Origin of the sequence: Paraburkholderia sp. J10-1 (assembly GCF_905220165.1) — a bacterium.
Classification (GTDB): Bacteria; Pseudomonadota; Gammaproteobacteria; order Burkholderiales; family Burkholderiaceae; genus Paraburkholderia.
Window position 1 is genome coordinate 77,600 of the sequence record NZ_CAJMYW010000012.1, and the last position, 19,563, is coordinate 97,162.

The window sequence follows — 19,563 nt, forward strand, 5'->3', positions numbered from 1 at the left end:
ACCGCAAGGAATCGGTCCTTGCATTAAGAGGAATGAATGGCGAGTAACAACGTAGCCCAATTTGCCGCGGAACTGAAGATGCCTGCCGGCGTGCTGCTGGAGCAGCTGCAGGCGGCGGGCGTCACGAAAGCGAGCGAAGCCGACTCCTTGTCCGAAACGGACAAGGCGCGTCTGCTCGACCACTTGCGCAAGTCTCACGGCTCGACTGATGCAGACAAGCGCAAGATCACGCTGACGAAACGGCATACGTCGGAAATCAAGCAGTCCGATTCGACGGGTAAGGCTCGCACCATTCAGGTCGAGGTGCGCAAGAAGCGCACGTTCGTCCGCCGCGACGAGTCCGCCGGTGAGGCGGAGGCATCGAATCATGCCGCCGACGCAGCCGCTGCCGCCGAAGAGGCGGAGCTGCAGCGCCGCGAGGAAGAAGCGCGCCGCGAGGCAGAACTGCTCGAGCGTCAGGCCCTGGAGCTCAAGGAGCGCCAGGAACTGCTCGCGCGTGAAGAGTCCGAGCGCCGCGCGCGTGAAGAGGCCGCCGAGGCCGAGCGCCGCCGTGCCGAAGAAGAAGCTGCAAAGAAGAAGGCAGCGGCCGACGCCGCCGCTCGCGAACTGGCCGCTCAGGCCGTGGCCGCACAGCGCAACGCCGAAGCGGAAGCCAAAGAAGTGAAGCAACAGCAGGACCAGCAGGAAGAACAGCGCGCCGCAGCCGAGCGCGCCGCGCAGCGCGAAGCGGCCCAGAAGGCCGAAGTCGCTGCACGCGAAGCCGCCGAAAAGGCGCAGAAGGAACAGGACGAGATCGCTCGCCGCCGTGCGGCTGCCGAAGCCGAAGCGCGCGCGATCCGCGAAATGATGAACACGCCGCGCAAGGCGCAGGTGAAGGCGCCCGAGCCGCCCAAGCCCGTCGAGCCGCCCAAGCCCGCTGAGGCCAAGGGCACGCTGCACAAGCCGGCGCGTCCGGAAGGTGCGCCGGCGCGTCCGGCCGGCGGTGCAGGCGCCGCGGCGAAGAAGCCGGCCACGACGGCCGCGCCTTCGACGAGCGCGCCGGGTGCAGGCGCGGGCGACCGCAACAAGAAGCCGGGCGCAGGCAAGGGCGGCTGGCAGGACGACGCGGCCAAGCGCCGTGGCATCAAGACGCGCGGCGACTCGTCGGGCGGCGTGGATCGCGGCTGGCGCGGTGGCCCGAAGGGCCGTGGCCGTCACCAGGACGCTTCGACGTTCCAGGCGCCGACCGAGCCGATCGTGCGTGAAGTGCACGTGCCGGAAACCATCACGGTGGCCGACCTCGCGCACAAGATGTCCGTGAAGGCATCGGAAGTCATCAAGGCGATGATGAAGATGGGCCAGATGGTCACCATCAACCAGATGCTCGACCAGGAAACGGCGATGATCATCGTCGAGGAACTTGGCCACCGTGCGGTTGCCGCGAAGCTCGACGATCCGGAAGCGCTGCTGGTCGAAGGCCAGGCCACGGGTACGGACGCAGAGCAACTGCCGCGTCCGCCGGTCGTCACCGTCATGGGTCACGTCGACCACGGCAAGACCTCGCTGCTCGACTACATCCGCCGCGCCAAGGTCGCAGCGGGCGAAGCGGGTGGCATTACGCAGCACATCGGCGCATACCACGTCGAAACGCCGCGTGGCGTCATCACGTTCCTCGACACGCCGGGTCACGAGGCCTTCACGGCCATGCGTGCTCGCGGTGCGAAGGCAACCGACATCGTCATTCTGGTGGTCGCGGCCGACGACGGCGTGATGCCGCAGACGAAGGAAGCGATCTCGCACGCGAAGGCTGCGGGTGTGCCGCTCGTCGTGGCGATCAACAAGATCGACAAGCCCGATGCGAACCCCGAGCGCGTGAAGCAGGAGCTCGTGGCGGAAGGCGTCGTGCCGGAAGAGTACGGCGGCGACTCGCCGTTCGTGCCGGTGTCGGCGAAGACCGGCGCGGGCATCGACGATCTGCTCGAAAACGTGCTGCTGCAAGCCGAAGTGCTGGAACTGAAGGCACCGGTCGAAGCACCGGCCAAGGGCATCGTCATTGAAGCGAAGCTCGACAAGGGCAAGGGTCCGGTTGCCACGATTCTCGTCCAGTCGGGTACGCTCAATCGCGGCGACGTCGTACTGGCAGGCAGCGCCTACGGCCGTGTGCGCGCCATGCTCGACGAAACGGGCAAGCCCACGAAGGAAGCCGGCCCGTCGATCCCGGTCGAAATCCAGGGTCTCTCGGAAGTGCCGGGCGCGGGCGAAGAAGTCATCGTGCTGCCGGACGATCGCAAGGCGCGTGAAATCGCCATGTTCCGTCAAGGCAAGTTCCGCGACGTCAAGCTCGCGAAGCAGCAGGCCGCGAAGCTCGAAAACATGCTCGAGCAGATGGGCGAAGGCGAAGTGCAGAACCTGCCGCTCATCGTCAAGGCGGACGTGCAGGGTTCGCAGGAAGCGCTGGTGCAATCGCTGCTCAAACTGTCGACCAGCGAAGTGCGCGTGCAGATCGTGCACAGCGCGGTCGGTGCGATCAGCGAGTCGGACGTCAACCTGGCAACGGCTTCGAAGGCGGTCATCATCGGCTTCAATACGCGTGCAGATGCGCAGGCGCGTAAGGTGGCCGAGGCGAACGGCATCGACATCCGCTACTACAACATCATCTATGACGCAGTGGATGAGGTGAAGGCGGCGATGTCCGGCATGCTCGCGCCGGAGAAGCGCGAGACGGTGACGGGTATGGCCGAGGTGCGTCAGGTGATCCGCGTGCCGAAGGTCGGCCTGATCGCGGGTTGTATGATCACGGACGGTTTCGTCAAGCGTTCGTCGTCGGTGCGCGTGATTCGCAACAACGTGGTCATCCATACCGGCGAACTCGACTCGCTCAAGCGCTTCAAGGACGACGTCAAGGAAGTCAAGCAAGGCTTCGAGTGCGGTATGTCGATCAAGAACTTCAACGACATCGTCGAAGGCGACCAGTTCGAAGTGTTCGAGATCACCGAAGTCGCGCGTACGCTGTAATACAGCGACGCCTGCGGGCCGGCCTTCGGGCGGCTCGTTTGCCGCGGTTCGCCGCGGGTTTGCCGATAACGGGCGGGGCAGGCGCTGGCCAGCCCCGCCCGTTTTGTTTTTGTGCGGCCGTGTGTGCGCCGTTATGGACGCAACGCCGCCTGAATGCCTCGTAGATCAAGAGGTGGAACCATCATGCCGAAAAAACGTACCTCCCCGAATCGCAACGTGCAGATCGCGGACCAGATCCAGCGCGATCTGTCTGAGCTGATGCGCGAAGTGAAGGACCCGCGAGTCGGGCTCGTGACGATCCAGAGCGTGGAACTCACGCCCGACTACGCGCACGCCAAGGTCTACTTCACGACCCTCACGGGCGACCCGAAGACCACGCAGGAAGCGCTCAACCACGCCGCCGGCCACCTGCACAACCAGCTCTTCAAGCGCCTGCACATTCATACGGTGCCGACGCTGCATTTCCACTATGACCAGTCGGTCGAGAAGGGTGTCGAGATGTCGCGCCTCATCGACGAGGCGAACGCGACGCGCGCGAAGGACGACTGACGCGGGCAATGACTGCATCATCGAAACAGAATCAGGGCGCGCCGCGACCTGACGCGGCCCGACCTAAGGCGGCCCCACCCAAGGTGCCGCGCCGCCTGCTCGACGGCGTGCTGCTGCTCGACAAGCCCGTTGGCCTCTCCAGCAACGACGCGCTGATTCGCGCGAAGCGGCTTTATCGCGTGAAGAAGGCAGGCCACACCGGCACGCTCGATCCGCTCGCGTCGGGCTTGCTGCCGCTGTGCTTTGGCGAAGCGACCAAGTTTTCGCAGGATCTGCTCGAAGCCGACAAGACGTATGAAGCGACCATGCGCCTCGGCATTCGCACGGCAACGGGCGACGCCGAAGGCGAGGCGGTCGAAACGCGCGAGGTCGCCTGCGACGAAGCCGCAGTGCGTGAAGCGATGGGGCGCTTTCTCGGCGACATCGTGCAGGTGCCGCCCATGTATTCGGCGCTCAAGCGCGACGGCAAGCCGCTCTACGAATACGCGCGTGCGGGGCAGACGGTCGAGCGCGAAGGGCGCGAGGTAAAGATTCTTGCGCTGGAGATGATCGCATGCGCGCTTCCCGAGACGCCTGAGGTCACGTTTCGCGTGACGTGCAGCAAGGGCACGTACGTCCGCACGCTGGCCGAGGATATCGGCGAGGCGCTGGGCTGCGGTGCGCATCTCGTGATGCTGCGGCGTACGGGTGTGGGCGCGCTCACGCTCGAGCATGCGGTGACGCTCGAAGCGCTCACCGCCGCTGACGAGCCCGAGCGCGACACCTGGCTGCAACCTGTCGACGCGCTGCTTTCCACGTTTCCCGCCTTGACGCTCAATGAAGAGGCGGCGCGCCGCTTCATGCACGGCCAGCGCCTGCCGCTCAACGAGCTGGTGCTCGATCGCGCGGCTTGCGAAGCGGCCGAACGCGTGCGTGTGTATGCGGAAGATGGGCGCTTGCTCGGCGTGGCGAAGGCCGCGAACGGCGTGCTTGCGCCGGAGCGGCTGGTCGTGAGCGGCGCGGCCTGAGCGAACTCGAATCGCGCCTCGGGCGCACCAACAAAAACGGCACGCCGGTGAACAACCGGACGTGCCGTTTTGCTATGGACAGCGGCAAGCGCTAACGCATGAGCCTCAATGCGCCGCCGAAGCCGCCGCACCCGCGTCCGCACCGCCTGAACGTTCGGGCCGCGTGATCCAGATGAGCGCGATCAGCACGATGAAGATCACCGAGGAAATCCAGAACAGGTCGTTCACACCGAGTTGCGCGGCCTGCTGTGAGAGCATCCGGTCGAAGAGCCCGTGCGCCTGGGAAGGATCGAGACCCGCGCCCTGGAACTGCTGCATCGACTGGTTGAAGACCGGATTGGTCGGCGTTGCCACTTCGGTCAGGCGTGCATGGTGAAACGTCGTGCGGTGATCCCACGCCGTTTCGAAGATCGAGGTGCCGATACCGCCGCACATGATCCGCACGAAGTTCGACAAGCCCGAGGCCGCCGGAATGCGATGGCCCGGCAGACCCGAAAGCGTGATCGACACGAGCGGAATGAAGAGGCCCGCCATGCCGATGCCCTGGATCAGCGTAGGCAGCGTGAGCGCCCAGGTGTCCACGCCCGTGGTGTAGCGCGAACGCATCCAGAAGCACAGCGCGAACACGATGAACGCCGTGGTCGCGATATAGCGCGGGTCGGTGCGCGGCAGGATCTTCCCCGTGATCGGCGAAAGCAGAATCGCGAAGAAGCCCACCGGCGCCATCACGAGACCCGCGTCGGTGGCGGTGTAGCCGATGTCGGTCTGCAGCCACAGCGGCAGTAGCACGAGGTTGCCGAAATACAGGCCGTAGCCCACCGAAAGCGCGATCGTGCCGCCCGTGAAATTGCGCCGCGCGAACAGTGACAGGTCGACCACGGGGTGATCGGCGGTCAGCTCCCATACCACGAAGAAAGCGAATGCGATGATCGCGGTGAGCGCGAGCACGACGACCGTGGTCGACGAGAACCAGTCGAGGTCCTTGCCCTTGTCGAGCATCACCTGCAGCGAGCCCACCCAGATGATGAGCAGCGCGAGACCCACGCCGTCGATCGGCGCCTTCTTCACGACTGAATCGCGGTTGCGGAAGATTGCCCACGTCGCGAACGCGGCCACGATGCCGACCGGAATGTTCACGTAGAAGATCCACGGCCACGAGATGTTGTCGGAGATCCAGCCGCCCAGAATCGGACCGGCCACCGGCGCGATCAGTGTGGTCATCGACCACATCGAGAGCGCCATGGGCGCCTTCGCGCGCGGATAGCTCGCGAGCAGCAGCGTTTGCGAAAGCGGGATCATCGGGCCAGCCACGGCGCCTTGCAGCACGCGCGAGGCGAGCAGGAAGGGCAGCGTGGGTGCGAGGCCGCACAGCCACGACGAGATCACGAACAGGATGATCGACGCCATGAACAGGCGTACCTGGCCGACACGGTCGGTGAGCCAGCCCGTGAGCGGCACCGAGATCGCGTTGGCGACCGCGAACGAGGTGATGACCCACGTGCCCTGGTCCGACGACACGCCGAGGTCGCCCGAGATCGACGGGATCGACACGTTCGCGATCGAGGTGTCGAGCACGTTCATGAACACCGCGAGCGACACCGCGATCGTGCCGATCACGAGTTGCGCGCCCTGCAGCGGGGGATGCGCGACGGGTTGTTGTGGTGCTGCCATTGCGTCCTTTCCTGTTGACCTGTTGGCGGGCACGCGAAACGAAGCGGCGCGGACTGAGGATCAGCCCGCGCCGGTGTTTGCGAGTGCTTTTAGCAGGGCTTCAATCAGCCTTTCGCGCCGGCTTTCGTCGCGTGAGCGGACGACACCTGCGCCTTGGCGGCGGCATTGCCGGTCGCGCTGTTGCCGGCGCTGTTGGCACCGCTGTTGGCGCCATTGCTGGCTGCCTTGTGCGCATTCGGGCCGGCGTTTTCGGCGATGATGCGCGCGATCTCCGCATCGGCTTCTGCGCCGTACTTGGCGAACACATCGGTCTCGTACACCGTGTTCTGCGCGTTGCCGAGCTGCGTGCCCGAATCGTTGCGGATGTTCACGTCCACCTGCATCGAGAGGCCGATACGCAGCGGATGCTTCTGGAGGTCTTCCGGATCGAGCGAGATACGCACCGGCAGACGCTGCACCACCTTGATCCAGTTACCCGTGGCGTTCTGCGCGGGCAAGAGCGAGAAGGCCGAACCCGTGCCCGCCGAGAAGCCCACCACCTTGCCGTGATAGACCACCGAAGAGCCATACACGTCGGCCGTCATTTCGACCGCCTGGCCGATGCGCATGTGCTTGAGCTGCACTTCCTTGAAGTTGGCGTCGACCCACAGCGAGTTCAGCGGCACCACCGACATGAGCGGATTGCCCGGCGAGACGCGCTGGCCCACCTGCACCGTGCGCTTGGCCACGTAGCCGGTGACCGGCGCGGGCAGCGTGTTGCGTGCGTTCGCCAGATAGGCGTCGCGCACCTTGGCGGCGGCAGCCTCCACGTTCGGGTGATTGGCGATGGTCGTGTTGGCGGTCAGCGCGCGGTTCGCGGCGAGCTGTTGCTGCGCGGCTTCGAGCGCGGCTTCGGCGCTGCGCACGGCGTCGCGGGCGTGCGAAATCTCTTCCTGCGAGACGGCGCCCGTCTGCGCGACCTGCATGCGGCGGCGCAGGTCGTCCTGCGCGCGCGAGAGGTCGGCCTGGCGAACCGCGACTTGCGCTTCGTACTGGCTGTCGTCGGCGAAGAGGCCGCGCACCTGGCGTACTGTTTGCGCGAGTTGCGCTTCAGTCTGCTCGAGCGTGACGCGCGCGTCGGCCGGGTCGAGCAGCACGAGCGGGTCACCGACGTTCACGGTTTGGGTGTCGTCCGCTTTCAGTGCGATCACCGTGCCGGTGACCTGCGGCGTGATCTGCACGACGTTGCCGTTCACATAGGCGTCGTCCGTGCTTTCGGTAAAGCGCGCGACGAGGAAGTAGTAGAGGCCGTAGGCAACGGCTGCAATCACGATCACGAGGACAAGCAGCGTCATCATGCGCTTGCGCTTGCCGCTGTTCGCGTTCGGCTGCGGGGCCGCCGGCTGCTGGGGGGTGCTCATGGAAGGATCTCCGGATGCTTGCGTGCTGTTCGTTCAGTTTTTGATGTTCGTGTGCTGCCTGGCGCTCAATTCGGCGTGGGCGCGGCGTTTGCCGCGCTCGTCGATGCCGCCGCGTTCTGCGGCGAGCGCGTACCGCGCCATGGTGCGCCGTTCACGTCGCTTTGGCCGCGTGCTTCGCTGCCGACTTCGGCCGGCGGCGTGAGCCCCGCGCCTTGCGCTTCGAAGCCGCCGCCAAGCGACTTGATGAGCGCCATCTGCTGGTCGCGGCGCTGCGCCTTCAGGTTCGACACCGTCTGCTCCGCAGCGAGGCGGTTCTGGTCGGCGGTGAGCACCTGAAGCTGCTCGGAGAGACCCGCCTTGTAGCGGATCACGGCGAGCTGCCAGGCTTTGGTCGAAGCGTCGAGTGCGCGATCCGCGTCCACGAGCTGCTTGTCGGCCGAGCGGATCGTCGACACGTCGGTCGCCACGTCCTGGAACGCGCCGATGAGCGTCTGGTTGTAGTTCGCCACATCGAGCTCGAAGTCGGCGTAGCGGCCCTTCAGCTGCGCACGCAGCGCGCCCGCGTCGAAGAGCGGCAGATGCACGGCCGGCCCGAACTGCGCCTGCCGGCTCGTGAAGTTCAGGAATTTGCCCCAGCCGAACGCATCGAAGCCGAAGCCGGCCGCGAGGTTCACGTCGGGGTAGAACTCGGCCTTGGCTTCCTTGACGTCGTGCATCGCGGCTTCGACTTGCCAGCGCGCGGCGACGATGTCGGGGCGGCGCGCGAGCAGGTCGGCGGGCAGATTGTCGGGCAGCGCGACGTTGGCAACCGGATTGAGCACCGGCTGCGCGATCTGCAGGCCGCGGTCCGGGCCCTTGCCGAGCAGCGCGCCGAGCTGGTAGCGCGTCGTTTCGATCTGGCCGTCGATCTGCGAGAGATTGGCCTGGCTCGTCGCGATGTTGCCGTTCGCCGTCTGTTTCTCGACGTTGGTGTCGAGCCCCGCCACCACGCGGCCGTTCGTGATCGTGCCGATGGTCTTGCGGTTGTCGATCTCGTGCACGGCGATGGCACGCAGCTCATAAAGCTGGGCGAGCTGGTTGTACGTGCGCGCGACCGAGGAGGCGAGCGTGATGCGCGCCTGCTGCATGTCCGCTTCGGCGGCACGCTGCGCGGACACGGCTTGCGCGAGCCGCTGGCGGTTCTTGCCCCAGAGGTCCAGATCCCACGAGGCGCTGGCGAGCACGTTGTTCTCGCTATACCAGGTGCCGCCGTACGGGGGCGGAAAAAGGGCGTTGGCCGAGTACAGCTCGCGGGTCCACGAATAGCTCAGGTTGGCCTTCGGAAAGAGCGCCGAGCGCGAGGTTTCGATGTACGACGAAGCCTTGGCCAGGCGCGCCTGCGCCTGAGCGATGGTCGGGCTGCCTTCGAGCGCCTCGTCGATCAGCTTGGGCAGTTGCGGGTCGCCGAACTGGTTCGCCCAGTCGAGCGAGGGCCACTGGCCGCCTTGCGCCGGAATGCTTTGCGAGCTTTCGAACTGCTGCGGCTGATCGATGGTCTTGTCGCTCTTGATGCCGATGTAGTTCGCGCAACCCGAAAGGGCGAGCGCCGCGACCGCGGCGGCGACCGCCGCCCGGCAGGACAGCGCCCGCACGGCCGGAACTGGCGCAAACTCGGTTTGGGATTTCATTGCTCGTCTCGATGCGTGAGAGTGTGTGGTGATACTGGACGATGCAGCTATTTTCTTGTTCGGCGATTTCAAATTTGCTTGCCCCGTCATCAATTCTCGGGCGAATTCGGGCTTGAACTCTGGCTCGCTTCGCAGCTATTCGAAAGAATCCGCCGCAACATGCTCTTCAGGAAACCGACCTCCTCAGGCGTGAATCCTGCCGAGAGATGCTCCGTGACGCTGCGGAAAATCGCCGGCATGCGCGCGGCGATGGCAAGGCCTTCGGGCGTGAGCGCGAGGCGCACCGCACGGCGGTCTTCGGAGCTGCGCACGCGCTTCAGGAGCCCGCGCTTCTCCAGCCGGTCGACGAGCCGCGTGACGGCGCTCGCGTCGATGCCGTACTCGCGGGCGAGTTCGGCGGCGAGCGTGCATTTGCCGGTCGCCACCATGAACAGGATGCTGGCCTGCTGGCTCGTTACGCCGAGTTCGGCAACGGCGCGCTGGGTGACCATGTTCGACATCGTCGATTTCACCCGCGAGATCAGGTAGCCGACGCTCTCGCCAAGGTCGTAGTCGCGGACTTCGGGCGGGGGCGTGGGAGTCGGATCCGTCATGAGATTCTGCTGCGACTGCAATGGTTGACCAGGCAGGAATTATAGGGGCGGTTAGTTGACGCGGCAAGGTTTATTCTGCCTTTGCCGAGAAACCTTTGCGGAGTAGGGGCTTAATCCGGCCCCGCGGGCATGGGAAAATGCAGGGCCGGCGGCGCGCCGGTTCCGCGGGTTTCTCTCATCGCATGCGTTGCGTGGGTGCGACGCTGGCCAACCCGATCCAGGGTGCTCCCTGATATGCGCGAGATCAATTCATCTGCGCGTGCTATACTTTCAGGTTCCCAAAGTGCGTCATTGCAGCGATGCTGAATTGACCCGCCGGCGATCGTCCAAGACAGTCGTCCGGCGCGGCTCGAAGCGGCGGCCGCGCGCCCTTGCCGGGCCTGCCAGCAGGGCATGCGCGGCGCACTCAACTGTACCCAGGTTCCTATGTCCCGCGCTCTTCGCAACATCGCCATCATTGCCCACGTCGACCACGGCAAGACCACGCTCGTCGACCAGCTCCTCCGTCAGACTGCCACGTTCCGTGACAACCAGCAGGTCGCCGAGCGCGTGATGGACTCGAACGACATCGAAAAAGAGCGTGGTATCACGATTCTTTCGAAGAACTGCGCGGTCGAGTACGAAGGTACCCACATCAACATCGTCGACACCCCGGGTCACGCCGACTTCGGCGGTGAAGTCGAGCGCGTGCTCTCGATGGTCGACTCGGTGCTGCTGCTCGTCGACGCCGTCGAAGGCCCGATGCCGCAAACGCGCTTCGTGACCAAGAAGGCGCTGGCGCTCGGCCTCAAGCCGATCGTCGTCGTCAACAAGATCGACCGTCCGGGCGCGCGTATCGACTGGGTGATCAACCAGACGTTCGACCTGTTCGACAAGCTCGGCGCGACCGAAGAGCAGCTCGACTTCCCGGTCGTCTATGCCTCGGGCCTGAACGGCTACGCTTCGCTGTCGCCGGACGCGCGCGAAGGCGACATGCGTCCCCTCTTCGACGCCGTGCTCGAATACGTGCCGGTTCGCGATGCGGATCCGGAAGGCCCGCTGCAGCTCCAGATCACCTCGCTCGACTACTCGACCTATGTCGGCCGTATCGGCGTGGGCCGCATCAAGCGCGGCCGCATCAAGCCGGGTCAGCCGGTGGCGCTGCGCTTCGGCCCGGAAGGCGAGGTGATGAACCGCAAGATCAACCAGGTGCTGTCGTTCAGCGGCCTCGAGCGCGTGCAGGTCGAATCGGCTGAAGCCGGCGACATCGTGCTGATCAACGGTATCGAAGACATCGGCATCGGCGCCACGATCTGCGCGGTCGACACGCCCGAAGCCCTGCCGATGATCACGGTGGACGAGCCGACGCTCACGATGAACTTCCTCGTGAACTCGTCGCCGCTCGCCGGCCGCGAAGGCAAGTTCGTGACGAGCCGCCAGATCCGCGACCGTCTCACGAAGGAACTGAACCACAACGTTGCGCTGCGCGTGAAGGACACCGGCGACGAAACCACGTTCGAAGTGTCGGGCCGTGGCGAGCTGCACCTCACGATCCTGATCGAAAACATGCGCCGCGAAGGTTACGAGCTGGCCGTGTCGCGTCCGCGCGTGGTGCTGCACGAAGTCGACGGCGTGAAGCAGGAGCCGTACGAAATGCTGACCGTGGACGTCGAAGACGCCCACCAGGGCGGTGTGATGGAAGAGCTGGGCCGCCGCAAGGGCGAAATGCTCGACATGGCTTCGGACGGCCGCGGCCGCACGCGTCTTGAGTACCGTATTCCGGCGCGTGGCCTGATCGGCTTCCAGGGCGAGTTCATGACGCTCACGCGCGGCACGGGCCTGATGAGCCACGTGTTCGACGCCTACGGCCCGGTCAGGGAAGGCACGCTCGGCGAGCGCCGCAACGGCGTGCTGATCTCGCAGGACGACGGCGCGGCCGTGGCCTACGCACTGTGGAAGCTGCAGGATCGCGGCCGCATGTTCGTGAAGCCGGGCGACGCGCTGTACGAAGGCATGATCATCGGCATTCACAGCCGCGACAACGACCTCGTCGTGAACCCGATCAAGGGCAAGCAGCTCACCAACGTGCGCGCCTCGGGCACCGACGAAGCCGTGCGCCTCGTGCCGCCGATCCAGATGTCGCTCGAATACGCAGTGGAATTCATCGACGACGACGAACTCGTGGAAGTCACGCCGCAATCGATCCGTCTGCGCAAGCGTCACCTGAAGGAGCACGAGCGTCGCCGCGCGAGCCGCGAAGCCGGTGCCGAGTAATTTGCAGTTTTATCGCTTTTTTGCCGCACTGCAATGCAAACAGACTCACAGAAAAGCCGCCGCTTGATGGGCGGCTTTTTTGCGTCTGGCGGGGATTGCATTGCGCTGCGGGAAGAGAGCATTGCGAATGCCGCAAGAGCCCATATAAATAGGGTTCCCGCGTGGTGTTCGGTCGCATTGCATCCTGTGGCGAGATGCGCATATGCGCTATACTCCGCGGATGCATGATTTAGGTCCTTCCAAGCAGACTTGATTCGCAATCCGCTAAACGGTCAGGCCGTGGCGCGGAAGGTTGAGTAACCCGCTATTTCTCGAGAAACTCGAAGAAAGGTGAGCGTAAATGTCGGAAACGATGAAGCAATTCCAGCTGAACTCCTATTTGTTCGGCGGCAATGCTCCGTATGTCGAAGAGCTATACGAAGCATATCTTGACAACCCTGCGTCCGTTCCGGACCAATGGCGTGAATACTTCGACGCACTGCAAAACGTGCCGTCGTCGAGTGGCACGACCGACAACGACATCGCCCACGGGCCGATCGTCGAGTCGTTTGCCCAGCGCGCAAAAGCCAATGCATTCGTCCCCAAGGGTGGCGGCGAAGACCTCGCAACGGCTCGCAAGCAAGTCTACGTTCAGTCCCTCATCGGCGCATATCGCTTCCTGGGCTCGCAGTGGGCCAATCTGGATCCGCTGAAGCGTCGCGAGCGCCCGCCTATTCCCGAACTCGAACCTGCGTTCTACGACTTCACCGAAGCCGACATGGACCAGACGTTCAGCGCCACGAACCTGTATTTCGGGTTTGAGCGCGCGACGCTGCGCGAGATCGTCAAGGCGCTGCGCGACACGTACTGCGGCACGATCGGCGCCGAGTACATGTACATCAGCGATCCTGAACAAAAGCGCTGGTGGAAGGAGCGTCTCGAGTCGATCCGCTCGACGCCGAGCTTCTCGAACGACAAGAAGAAGCACATCCTGCAGCGCCTGACGGCCGCCGAAGGCCTCGAGCGCTTCCTGCACACCAAGTACGTCGGCCAGAAGCGCTTCTCGCTCGAAGGCGGCGAGTCCTTCATCGCCGCGATGGACGAAGTCGTCCGTCACGCCGGCGCGAAGGGCGTGCAGGAAATCGTCATCGGCATGGCCCACCGTGGCCGTTTGAACGTGCTGGTCAATACGCTCGGCAAGATGCCGGCCGACCTGTTCGCCGAATTCGAAGGCAAGCACGTCGACGACCTGCCGGCCGGCGACGTGAAGTACCACAAGGGCTTCTCGTCGGACGTCGCAACCGAAGGCGGCCCGGTCCACCTGTCGCTCGCGTTCAACCCGTCGCACCTCGAAATCGTCAACCCGGTGGTCGAGGGTTCGGCGAAGGCCCGTATGGATCGCCGCGGCGATGCAGACGGCCTGCAGGTGCTGCCGGTGCAGATCCACGGCGACGCGGCCTTCGCAGGCCAGGGCGTCGTGATGGAAACGCTGAACCTCGCGCAAACGCGCGGTTACGGCACGCACGGCACGCTGCACATCGTCATCAACAACCAGATCGGCTTCACGACCTCGGACCCGCGCGACGCGCGTTCGACGCTCTACTGTACCGACGTGGTCAAGATGATCGAAGCGCCGGTGCTGCACGTGAACGGCGACGATCCGGAAGCGGTCGTGCTGGCGATCCAGCTCGCGGTCGATTTCCGCATGCAGTACCACAAGGATGTCGTGGTCGACATCATCTGCTTCCGCAAGCTCGGCCACAACGAGCAGGACACGCCGGCTGTCACGCAGCCGCTGATGTACAAGACGATCGCGAAGCACCCGGGCACCCGTGCCCTGTACGCCGAGAAGCTCGTGCAGCAAGGCGTGATCACGGCGGAAGACGGCGACAACTACGTCAAGGCCTACCGCGCCGCGATGGACGAAGGCCACCACACGGTCGACCCCGTGCTCTCGAACTACAAGAGCAAGTACGCGGTGGACTGGGTTCCGTTCCTGAACCGCAAGTGGACCGACGCTGCCGACACGGCAGTGCCGCTCGCCGAACTCAAGCGTCTGGCTGAGCGCATCACCACGATCCCCGAGAACTTCAAGGTTCACCCGCTGGTCGAGCGCGTCATCAACGACCGCCGCGCGATGGGCAAGGGCGAAGCGAAGCTCGACTGGGGCATGGGCGAACACCTCGCGTTCGCGTCGCTGGTCGCTTCGGGCTACGCAGTGCGCCTGACGGGCCAGGACTCGGGCCGCGGCACGTTCACGCACCGCCACGCCGTTCTGCACGACCAGAACCGCGAGCGTTGGGACGATGGCACGTACGTGCCGCTGCAAAACATCGGCGAGAACCAGGCGCAGTTCACGGTGATCGACTCGGTGCTGTCGGAAGAGGCCGTGCTCGGCTTCGAATACGGCTACTCGACCGCTGAGCCGAACACGCTCGTCGCGTGGGAAGGCCAGTTCGGCGACTTCGTCAACGGTGCGCAGGTCGTGATCGACCAGTTCATCTCGTCGGGCGAAGTGAAGTGGGGCCGTGTTTCGGGTCTCACGATGCTGCTGCCGCACGGCTACGAAGGCCAGGGTCCGGAGCACTCGTCGGCGCGTATCGAGCGTTTCCTGCAACTGTGCGCCGAGCACAACATGCAGGTCGTTCAGCCGACCACGCCGGCTCAGATCTTCCACGTGCTGCGTCGCCAGATGATCCGCCTGTTCCGCAAGCCGCTCATCATCTTCACGCCGAAGTCGCTGCTCCGTCACAAGGAAGCCGTGTCGGATCTGTCCGAACTCGCGAAGGGCACGTTCCAGCCGGTCATCGGTGAAGTGGACGAAAGCATCGACGCGAAGAAGGTCAAGCGCGTGGTGGCCTGCTCGGGCCGCGTGTACTTCGACCTCGTCGCGCACCGCCGCGAAGCGAAGGCGAACGACGTCGCGATCATCCGTATCGAACAGCTCTATCCGTTCGCGCACAAGCAGTTCGAAGCGGAGCTCAAGAAGTACGACAACGCGACCGAAGTGGTGTGGGTGCAGGACGAGCCGCAGAATCAGGGCCCGTGGTTCTACATCGAGCACCACCTGAAGGAAGGCATGAAGGAAGGCATGAAGCTCGCGTACAGCGGCCGTCCTGCTTCCGCATCGCCGGCTGTTGGCTACTACGCGAAGCACTACGAGCAGCAGAAGACGCTGATCGAAGGTGCATTCGGCCGCCTGAAGGGCGCGCAGGTCGCGAAGTAAGCACTAGAGCAACCGAACCGGGAAAGCGTGTGAATTCAAGGCACGCTTTCCCGCGCTCAAGTGCGCGACCCGGTTCGTCATACGGGGATGTCCCCGAAAAAGTATTCAGGAAAATCACATGGCTATCGTAGAAGTGAAGGTCCCGCAGTTTTCGGAGTCGGTGTCGGAAGGCACGATGCTGCAGTGGAAGAAGAAGCCGGGCGAAGCGATCGCTCAGGACGAAGTCGTCATCGAGATCGAAACCGATAAAGTCGTGCTCGAAGTGCCCGCGCCGGCAGCCGGCGTGCTGGCCGAGATCCTCGTTGGCGACGGCGCAACCGTCGAGAGCGAACAGGTGATCGCAAAGATCGACACGGAAGCCAAGGCTGGCGCTGCTGCAGCGCCCGCAGCCGCTGCCGCCCCGGCTGCTGCCGCGGCTCCCGCAGCCGCACCGACTGCTGCTGTCGCCGCATCGACGGCCAGCAGCACCGTGGCATCGCCCGCAGCGTCGAAGCTGATGGCGGAAAAGGGTCTGTCGGGCGGCGACGTCGCCGGCACGGGCCGTGACGGCCGCATCACGAAGCAAGACGTGCTCGGCGCTGGCGCACCGAAGGCCGCTCCGGCCGCTGCACCGGCTGCCAAATCCGCTGCTGCTGCGAAGCCCTCGCTGCCGCAAGTCAACGCGCCGGCATCGGCTGCGAACTGGCTCAACGACCGCCCGGAACAGCGCGTGCCGATGTCGCGTCTGCGTGCGCGTATCGCCGAGCGTCTGCTCGAGTCGCAGCAAACCAACGCCATCCTCACGACGTTCAACGAAGTGAACATGGCGCCGGTCATGGACCTGCGCAACAAGTACAAGGACAAGTTCGAGAAGGAACACGGCGTGAAGCTCGGCTTCATGTCGTTCTTCGTGAAGGCTGCGGTTCACGCCCTCAAGAAGTTCCCGCTCGTCAACGCGTCGATCGACGGCAACGACATCGTCTACCACGGCTACTTCGACATCGGTATCGCTGTCGGCTCGCCGCGTGGTCTGGTGGTGCCCATCCTGCGTAACGCAGACCAGATGAGCCTCGCCGACATCGAGAAGAAGATCGCCGAATTCGGCCAGAAGGCCAAGGACGGCAAGCTGTCGATCGAAGAAATGACGGGTGGTACGTTCTCGATCTCGAACGGCGGTGTGTTCGGCTCGATGCTCTCGACCCCGATCATCAACCCGCCGCAGTCGGCGATCCTCGGCGTGCACGCCACGAAGGAACGCGCTGTGGTCGAGAACGGCCAGATCGTGATCCGCCCGATGAACTACCTCGCGATGTCGTACGACCACCGCATCATCGACGGCCGCGAAGCCGTCCTGTCGCTGGTCGCAATGAAGGACGCGCTGGAAGATCCGGCTCGTCTGCTGCTCGACCTGTAATTCGCGTTGTAGCGCGAGCCAGGGCTCACGTCCTGCTCGCGCATCCAGTCTCACACTGAGCGCCTCGCGCGCGGTTTCCGGAAACCGGACACCGCGCGTGGCGCTCACGTCTCGAAAGGATGACCATGTCCAAAGAATTTGACGTCGTCGTGATCGGCGCCGGCCCCGGCGGCTATATCGCGGCGATCCGCGCCGCCCAGCTCGGCAAGTCGGTTGCGTGTATCGAAAAATGGAAGAACCCGGCCGGCGCGCTGAAGCTCGGCGGCACGTGCCTGAACGTCGGCTGCATTCCGTCGAAGGCGCTGCTCGCCTCGTCGGAAGAGTTCGAGAACGCCCAGCATCACCTCGTTGACCACGGCATCAGCGTGGGCGACGTGAAGATCGACGTCGCGAAGATGCTCGCCCGCAAGGAAGGCATCGTCGAGAAGATGACGAAGGGTATCGAGTTCCTGTTCCGCAAGAACAAGATCACGTGGCTCAAGGGCCACGGCAAGTTCACCGGCAAGACCGACGCCGGCGTGCAGATCGAAGTGAGCGGCGAAGGCGAAACCGAAGTCGTCACGGCGAAGAACGTGATCATCGCGACGGGCTCGAAGGCGCGTCATCTGCCGGGCATCCCGGTCGACAACAAGATCGTCGCCGACAACGAAGGCGCGCTCTCGTTCGACACCGTGCCGAAGAAGCTGGCTGTGATCGGCGCCGGCGTGATCGGTCTGGAGCTGGGCTCGGTGTGGCGTCGTCTGGGCGCGGAAGTGACCGTGCTCGAAGCGCTGCCGGAATTCCTCGGCGCGGCTGACGTTGCGCTCTCGAAGGAAGCCGCCAAGCTCTTCAAGAAGCAGGGTCTCGACATTCACGTTGGCGTGAAGGTCGGTGAAGTGAAGGCGACGGACAAGAATGTCACGATCAACTACACGGACAAGGACGGCAACGCGCAAGTGCTCGAAGCCGACCGCCTGATCGTGTCGGTTGGCCGCGTGCCGAACACCGATAACCTCGGTCTCGAAGCGATCGGCCTGAAGGCCAACGAGCGCGGCTTCATCGACGTGGACGACCACTGCGCCACGAGCGTGCCGAACGTCTACGCGATCGGCGACGTGGTGCGCGGCCCGATGCTCGCGCACAAGGCCGAAGACGAAGGCGTGCTGGTGGCCGAGATCATCGACGGCCAGAAGCCGCATATCGACTACAACTGCATTCCGTGGGTGATCTACACCGAACCGGAAATCGCATGGGTCGGCAAGACGGAGCAGCAGCTCAAGGCCGAAGGCCGCGACATCAAGACGGGTCAGTTCCCGTTCATGGCGAACGGCCGCGCGCTTGGCATCAACAAGGCCGACGGCTTCGTGAAGATGATCGCCGACGCCAAGACCGACGAGCTGCTCGGCGTGCACATCATCTCGGCCAACGCATCGGACCTGATCGCGGAAGCCGTGGTGGCGATGGAATTCAAGGCTGCCGCCGAAGACATCGGCCGCATTTGCCATCCGCACCCGTCGTTGTCTGAAGTCATGCGCGAAGCAGCACTCGCGACTGACAAGCGCGCGCTCAACATGTAAGAGCGCCAGGGGCAGGGCGGCCGGCTTTTCTGGCCGCCCTGCCTCGATGTACCAGCATCACGTACGGAGGCGGGTGGGCGTTTGCCCTCCCGCCTTTCCTCATTTGCGGCCCACAAAATGAACGTCACCGAATACTACGAAAACGAACTGCAGAAGCGGGGATACAAGCCCGATACGGCGCAACGCGCCGCGATCGACCGGCTGCAGCGGTGCTATGACGAGTGGGCGGCATACAAGTCGCGGCGTTCGAACGCGCTCAAGAAGTTTCTGATTCACCCGGACCTGCCACGCGGCGTGTACATGTGGGGCGGTGTCGGGCGTGGCAAGAGCTTCCTGATGGACAGCTTCTATGCGGTGGTGCCGCTGCAGCGCAAGACGCGTCTGCACTTTCACGAATTCATGCGCGAGGTGCACCGCGAGCTCGAAGAGCTCAAGGGCCAGGCCGATCCGCTCGACGAACTCGCGCGCCGCATTGCGAAGCGTTATCGCCTGATCTGCTTCGACGAATTCCACGTCTCGGACATTGCCGATGCGATGATCCTCTACCGTCTGCTTGACCGCCTCTTTGAGAACGGCGTGCAGTTCGTGATGACGTCCAACTACGATCCCGATCTTCTCTATCCCGATGGCCTGCATCGCGACCGCATGCTGCCCGCGATCGAGCTGATCAAGAGCAAGCTCGACGTGCTCAACGTCGACGCGGGCGTCGACTATCGGCAGCGCACGCTGGCGCAGGTCGAGGTCTATCACACGCCGCTCGGCGCGGCTGCCGACAAGGCGTTGCGCCACTCGTTCGCAGAGCTTGCTGCCGTGCCCGACGAAAGCCCGCTGCTGCGCATCGAGAAGCGCGAACTCAAGGCGTTGCGCAAGGCCGACGGCGTGGTGTGGTTCGATTTCGCGACGCTGTGCGGCGGTCCGCGCTCGCAGAACGATTATCTGGAACTGGCGAGCCGCTTTCACGCCGTGATCCTCTCAGGCGTCCCGCAGATGACGCCGCGCATGCAGTCCGAAGCGCGCCGCTTTACGTGGCTCATCGACGTGTTCTACGACCACAAGGTCAAGCTGTTGATGTCGGCCGCCGTGCCGCCCGAAGAGCTCTACGTGGAAGGCCCGATGGCCAACGAGTTCACGCGCACGGTGTCGCGTATCGTCGAAATGCAGTCGAAGGAGTATCTCGAAACGCCGCGCCGCATTGTCGATACGGCGCTGACCTGACGGCACGGCGCCCGCACCGCGCGTGCGGGTTGCGGGCGCATGCGCGGCGACACACTGGCA

General features: G+C 64.5%; 12 protein-coding genes. 8 read left to right on the top strand and 4 right to left on the bottom strand.

Annotation, left to right across the window (positions count from 1 at the left end):
• The first annotated feature begins 36 nt into the window (after window positions 1-36).
• From infB to truB, 3 genes are all read left to right on the top strand, one after another.
• Window positions 37-2,994, top strand: coding sequence for a translation initiation factor IF-2 (infB, locus tag U5A65_RS29780; RefSeq protein WP_321914225.1), 2,958 nt, complete (start codon window positions 37-39; stop codon window positions 2,992-2,994).
• A gap of 183 nt (window positions 2,995-3,177) precedes the next feature.
• Window positions 3,178-3,543: a 30S ribosome-binding factor RbfA gene (rbfA, locus tag U5A65_RS29785; RefSeq protein WP_158758004.1), complete on the top strand. Its 366-nt coding sequence runs from the start codon at window positions 3,178-3,180 to the stop codon at window positions 3,541-3,543.
• A gap of 83 nt (window positions 3,544-3,626) precedes the next feature.
• Window positions 3,627-4,550: a tRNA pseudouridine(55) synthase TruB gene (gene truB, locus U5A65_RS29790; protein ID WP_415765847.1), complete on the top strand. Its 924-nt coding sequence runs from the start codon at window positions 3,627-3,629 to the stop codon at window positions 4,548-4,550.
• Window positions 4,551-4,655: 105 nt separating this feature from the next.
• Here truB and U5A65_RS29795 read toward each other — a convergent pair whose 3' ends face one another.
• The 4 genes from U5A65_RS29795 to U5A65_RS29810 form a co-directional block, all read right to left on the bottom strand.
• Window positions 4,656-6,221, bottom strand: a complete 1,566-nt coding sequence (locus U5A65_RS29795) for a DHA2 family efflux MFS transporter permease subunit (RefSeq protein WP_321914227.1) — start codon at window positions 6,219-6,221, stop codon at window positions 4,656-4,658.
• Window positions 6,222-6,325: 104 nt separating this feature from the next.
• Window positions 6,326-7,621, bottom strand: coding sequence for an EmrA/EmrK family multidrug efflux transporter periplasmic adaptor subunit (locus U5A65_RS29800; RefSeq protein ID WP_321948708.1), 1,296 nt, complete (start codon window positions 7,619-7,621; stop codon window positions 6,326-6,328).
• A 65-nt stretch (window positions 7,622-7,686) separates the two neighbouring features.
• Window positions 7,687-9,288 (bottom strand): efflux transporter outer membrane subunit, encoded by a 1,602-nt coding sequence (locus tag U5A65_RS29805; RefSeq protein WP_321948709.1) that lies wholly within the window; start codon window positions 9,286-9,288, stop codon window positions 7,687-7,689.
• An 89-nt stretch (window positions 9,289-9,377) separates the two neighbouring features.
• The gene (locus U5A65_RS29810; RefSeq protein WP_321948710.1) at window positions 9,378-9,881 is read right to left on the bottom strand and encodes a MarR family winged helix-turn-helix transcriptional regulator; all 504 of its coding nucleotides are present in this window, start codon (window positions 9,879-9,881) and stop codon (window positions 9,378-9,380) included.
• A gap of 426 nt (window positions 9,882-10,307) precedes the next feature.
• On the opposite strand from U5A65_RS29810, the gene typA reads away from it, so the two are divergent.
• From typA to zapE, 5 genes are all read left to right on the top strand, one after another.
• On the top strand, window positions 10,308-12,134 hold the full coding sequence (gene typA / locus U5A65_RS29815) for a translational GTPase TypA (RefSeq protein WP_321948711.1): 1,827 nt from the start codon (window positions 10,308-10,310) through the stop codon (window positions 12,132-12,134).
• A 340-nt stretch (window positions 12,135-12,474) separates the two neighbouring features.
• The gene (locus U5A65_RS29820) at window positions 12,475-15,339 is read left to right on the top strand and encodes a 2-oxoglutarate dehydrogenase E1 component (RefSeq protein ID WP_321914232.1); all 2,865 of its coding nucleotides are present in this window, start codon (window positions 12,475-12,477) and stop codon (window positions 15,337-15,339) included.
• 118 nt (window positions 15,340-15,457) lie between these two features.
• The gene (odhB, locus tag U5A65_RS29825; protein WP_321948712.1) at window positions 15,458-16,732 is read left to right on the top strand and encodes a 2-oxoglutarate dehydrogenase complex dihydrolipoyllysine-residue succinyltransferase; all 1,275 of its coding nucleotides are present in this window, start codon (window positions 15,458-15,460) and stop codon (window positions 16,730-16,732) included.
• Between the two features lie 125 nt (window positions 16,733-16,857).
• A complete protein-coding gene (gene lpdA / locus U5A65_RS29830; protein ID WP_321914234.1) occupies window positions 16,858-18,288 on the top strand; it encodes a dihydrolipoyl dehydrogenase in 1,431 nt (476 codons plus the stop codon).
• A 117-nt stretch (window positions 18,289-18,405) separates the two neighbouring features.
• Window positions 18,406-19,503, top strand: coding sequence for a cell division protein ZapE (gene zapE, locus U5A65_RS29835; protein WP_233881726.1), 1,098 nt, complete (start codon window positions 18,406-18,408; stop codon window positions 19,501-19,503).
• Window positions 19,504-19,563 lie beyond the last annotated feature (60 nt).

Bases quoted from the DNA above. Each gene is read 5' to 3' on its own strand.
- U5A65_RS29820 (WP_321914232.1), top strand. From the start codon at position 12,475: ATGTCGGAAACGATGAAGCAATTCCAGCTGAACTCCTATTTGTTCGGC.
- zapE (WP_233881726.1), top strand. From the start codon at position 18,406: ATGAACGTCACCGAATACTACGAAAACGAACTGCAGAAGCGGGGATAC.
- U5A65_RS29795 (WP_321914227.1), bottom strand. From the start codon at position 6,221: ATGGCAGCACCACAACAACCCGTCGCGCATCCCCCGCTGCAGGGCGCG.
- rbfA (WP_158758004.1), top strand. From the start codon at position 3,178: ATGCCGAAAAAACGTACCTCCCCGAATCGCAACGTGCAGATCGCGGAC.
- U5A65_RS29805 (WP_321948709.1), bottom strand. From the start codon at position 9,288: ATGAAATCCCAAACCGAGTTTGCGCCAGTTCCGGCCGTGCGGGCGCTG.
- U5A65_RS29810 (WP_321948710.1), bottom strand. From the start codon at position 9,881: ATGACGGATCCGACTCCCACGCCCCCGCCCGAAGTCCGCGACTACGAC.
- lpdA (WP_321914234.1), top strand. From the start codon at position 16,858: ATGTCCAAAGAATTTGACGTCGTCGTGATCGGCGCCGGCCCCGGCGGC.
- U5A65_RS29800 (WP_321948708.1), bottom strand. From the start codon at position 7,621: ATGAGCACCCCCCAGCAGCCGGCGGCCCCGCAGCCGAACGCGAACAGC.
- infB (WP_321914225.1), top strand. From the start codon at position 37: ATGGCGAGTAACAACGTAGCCCAATTTGCCGCGGAACTGAAGATGCCT.
- typA (WP_321948711.1), top strand. From the start codon at position 10,308: ATGTCCCGCGCTCTTCGCAACATCGCCATCATTGCCCACGTCGACCAC.
- odhB (WP_321948712.1), top strand. From the start codon at position 15,458: ATGGCTATCGTAGAAGTGAAGGTCCCGCAGTTTTCGGAGTCGGTGTCG.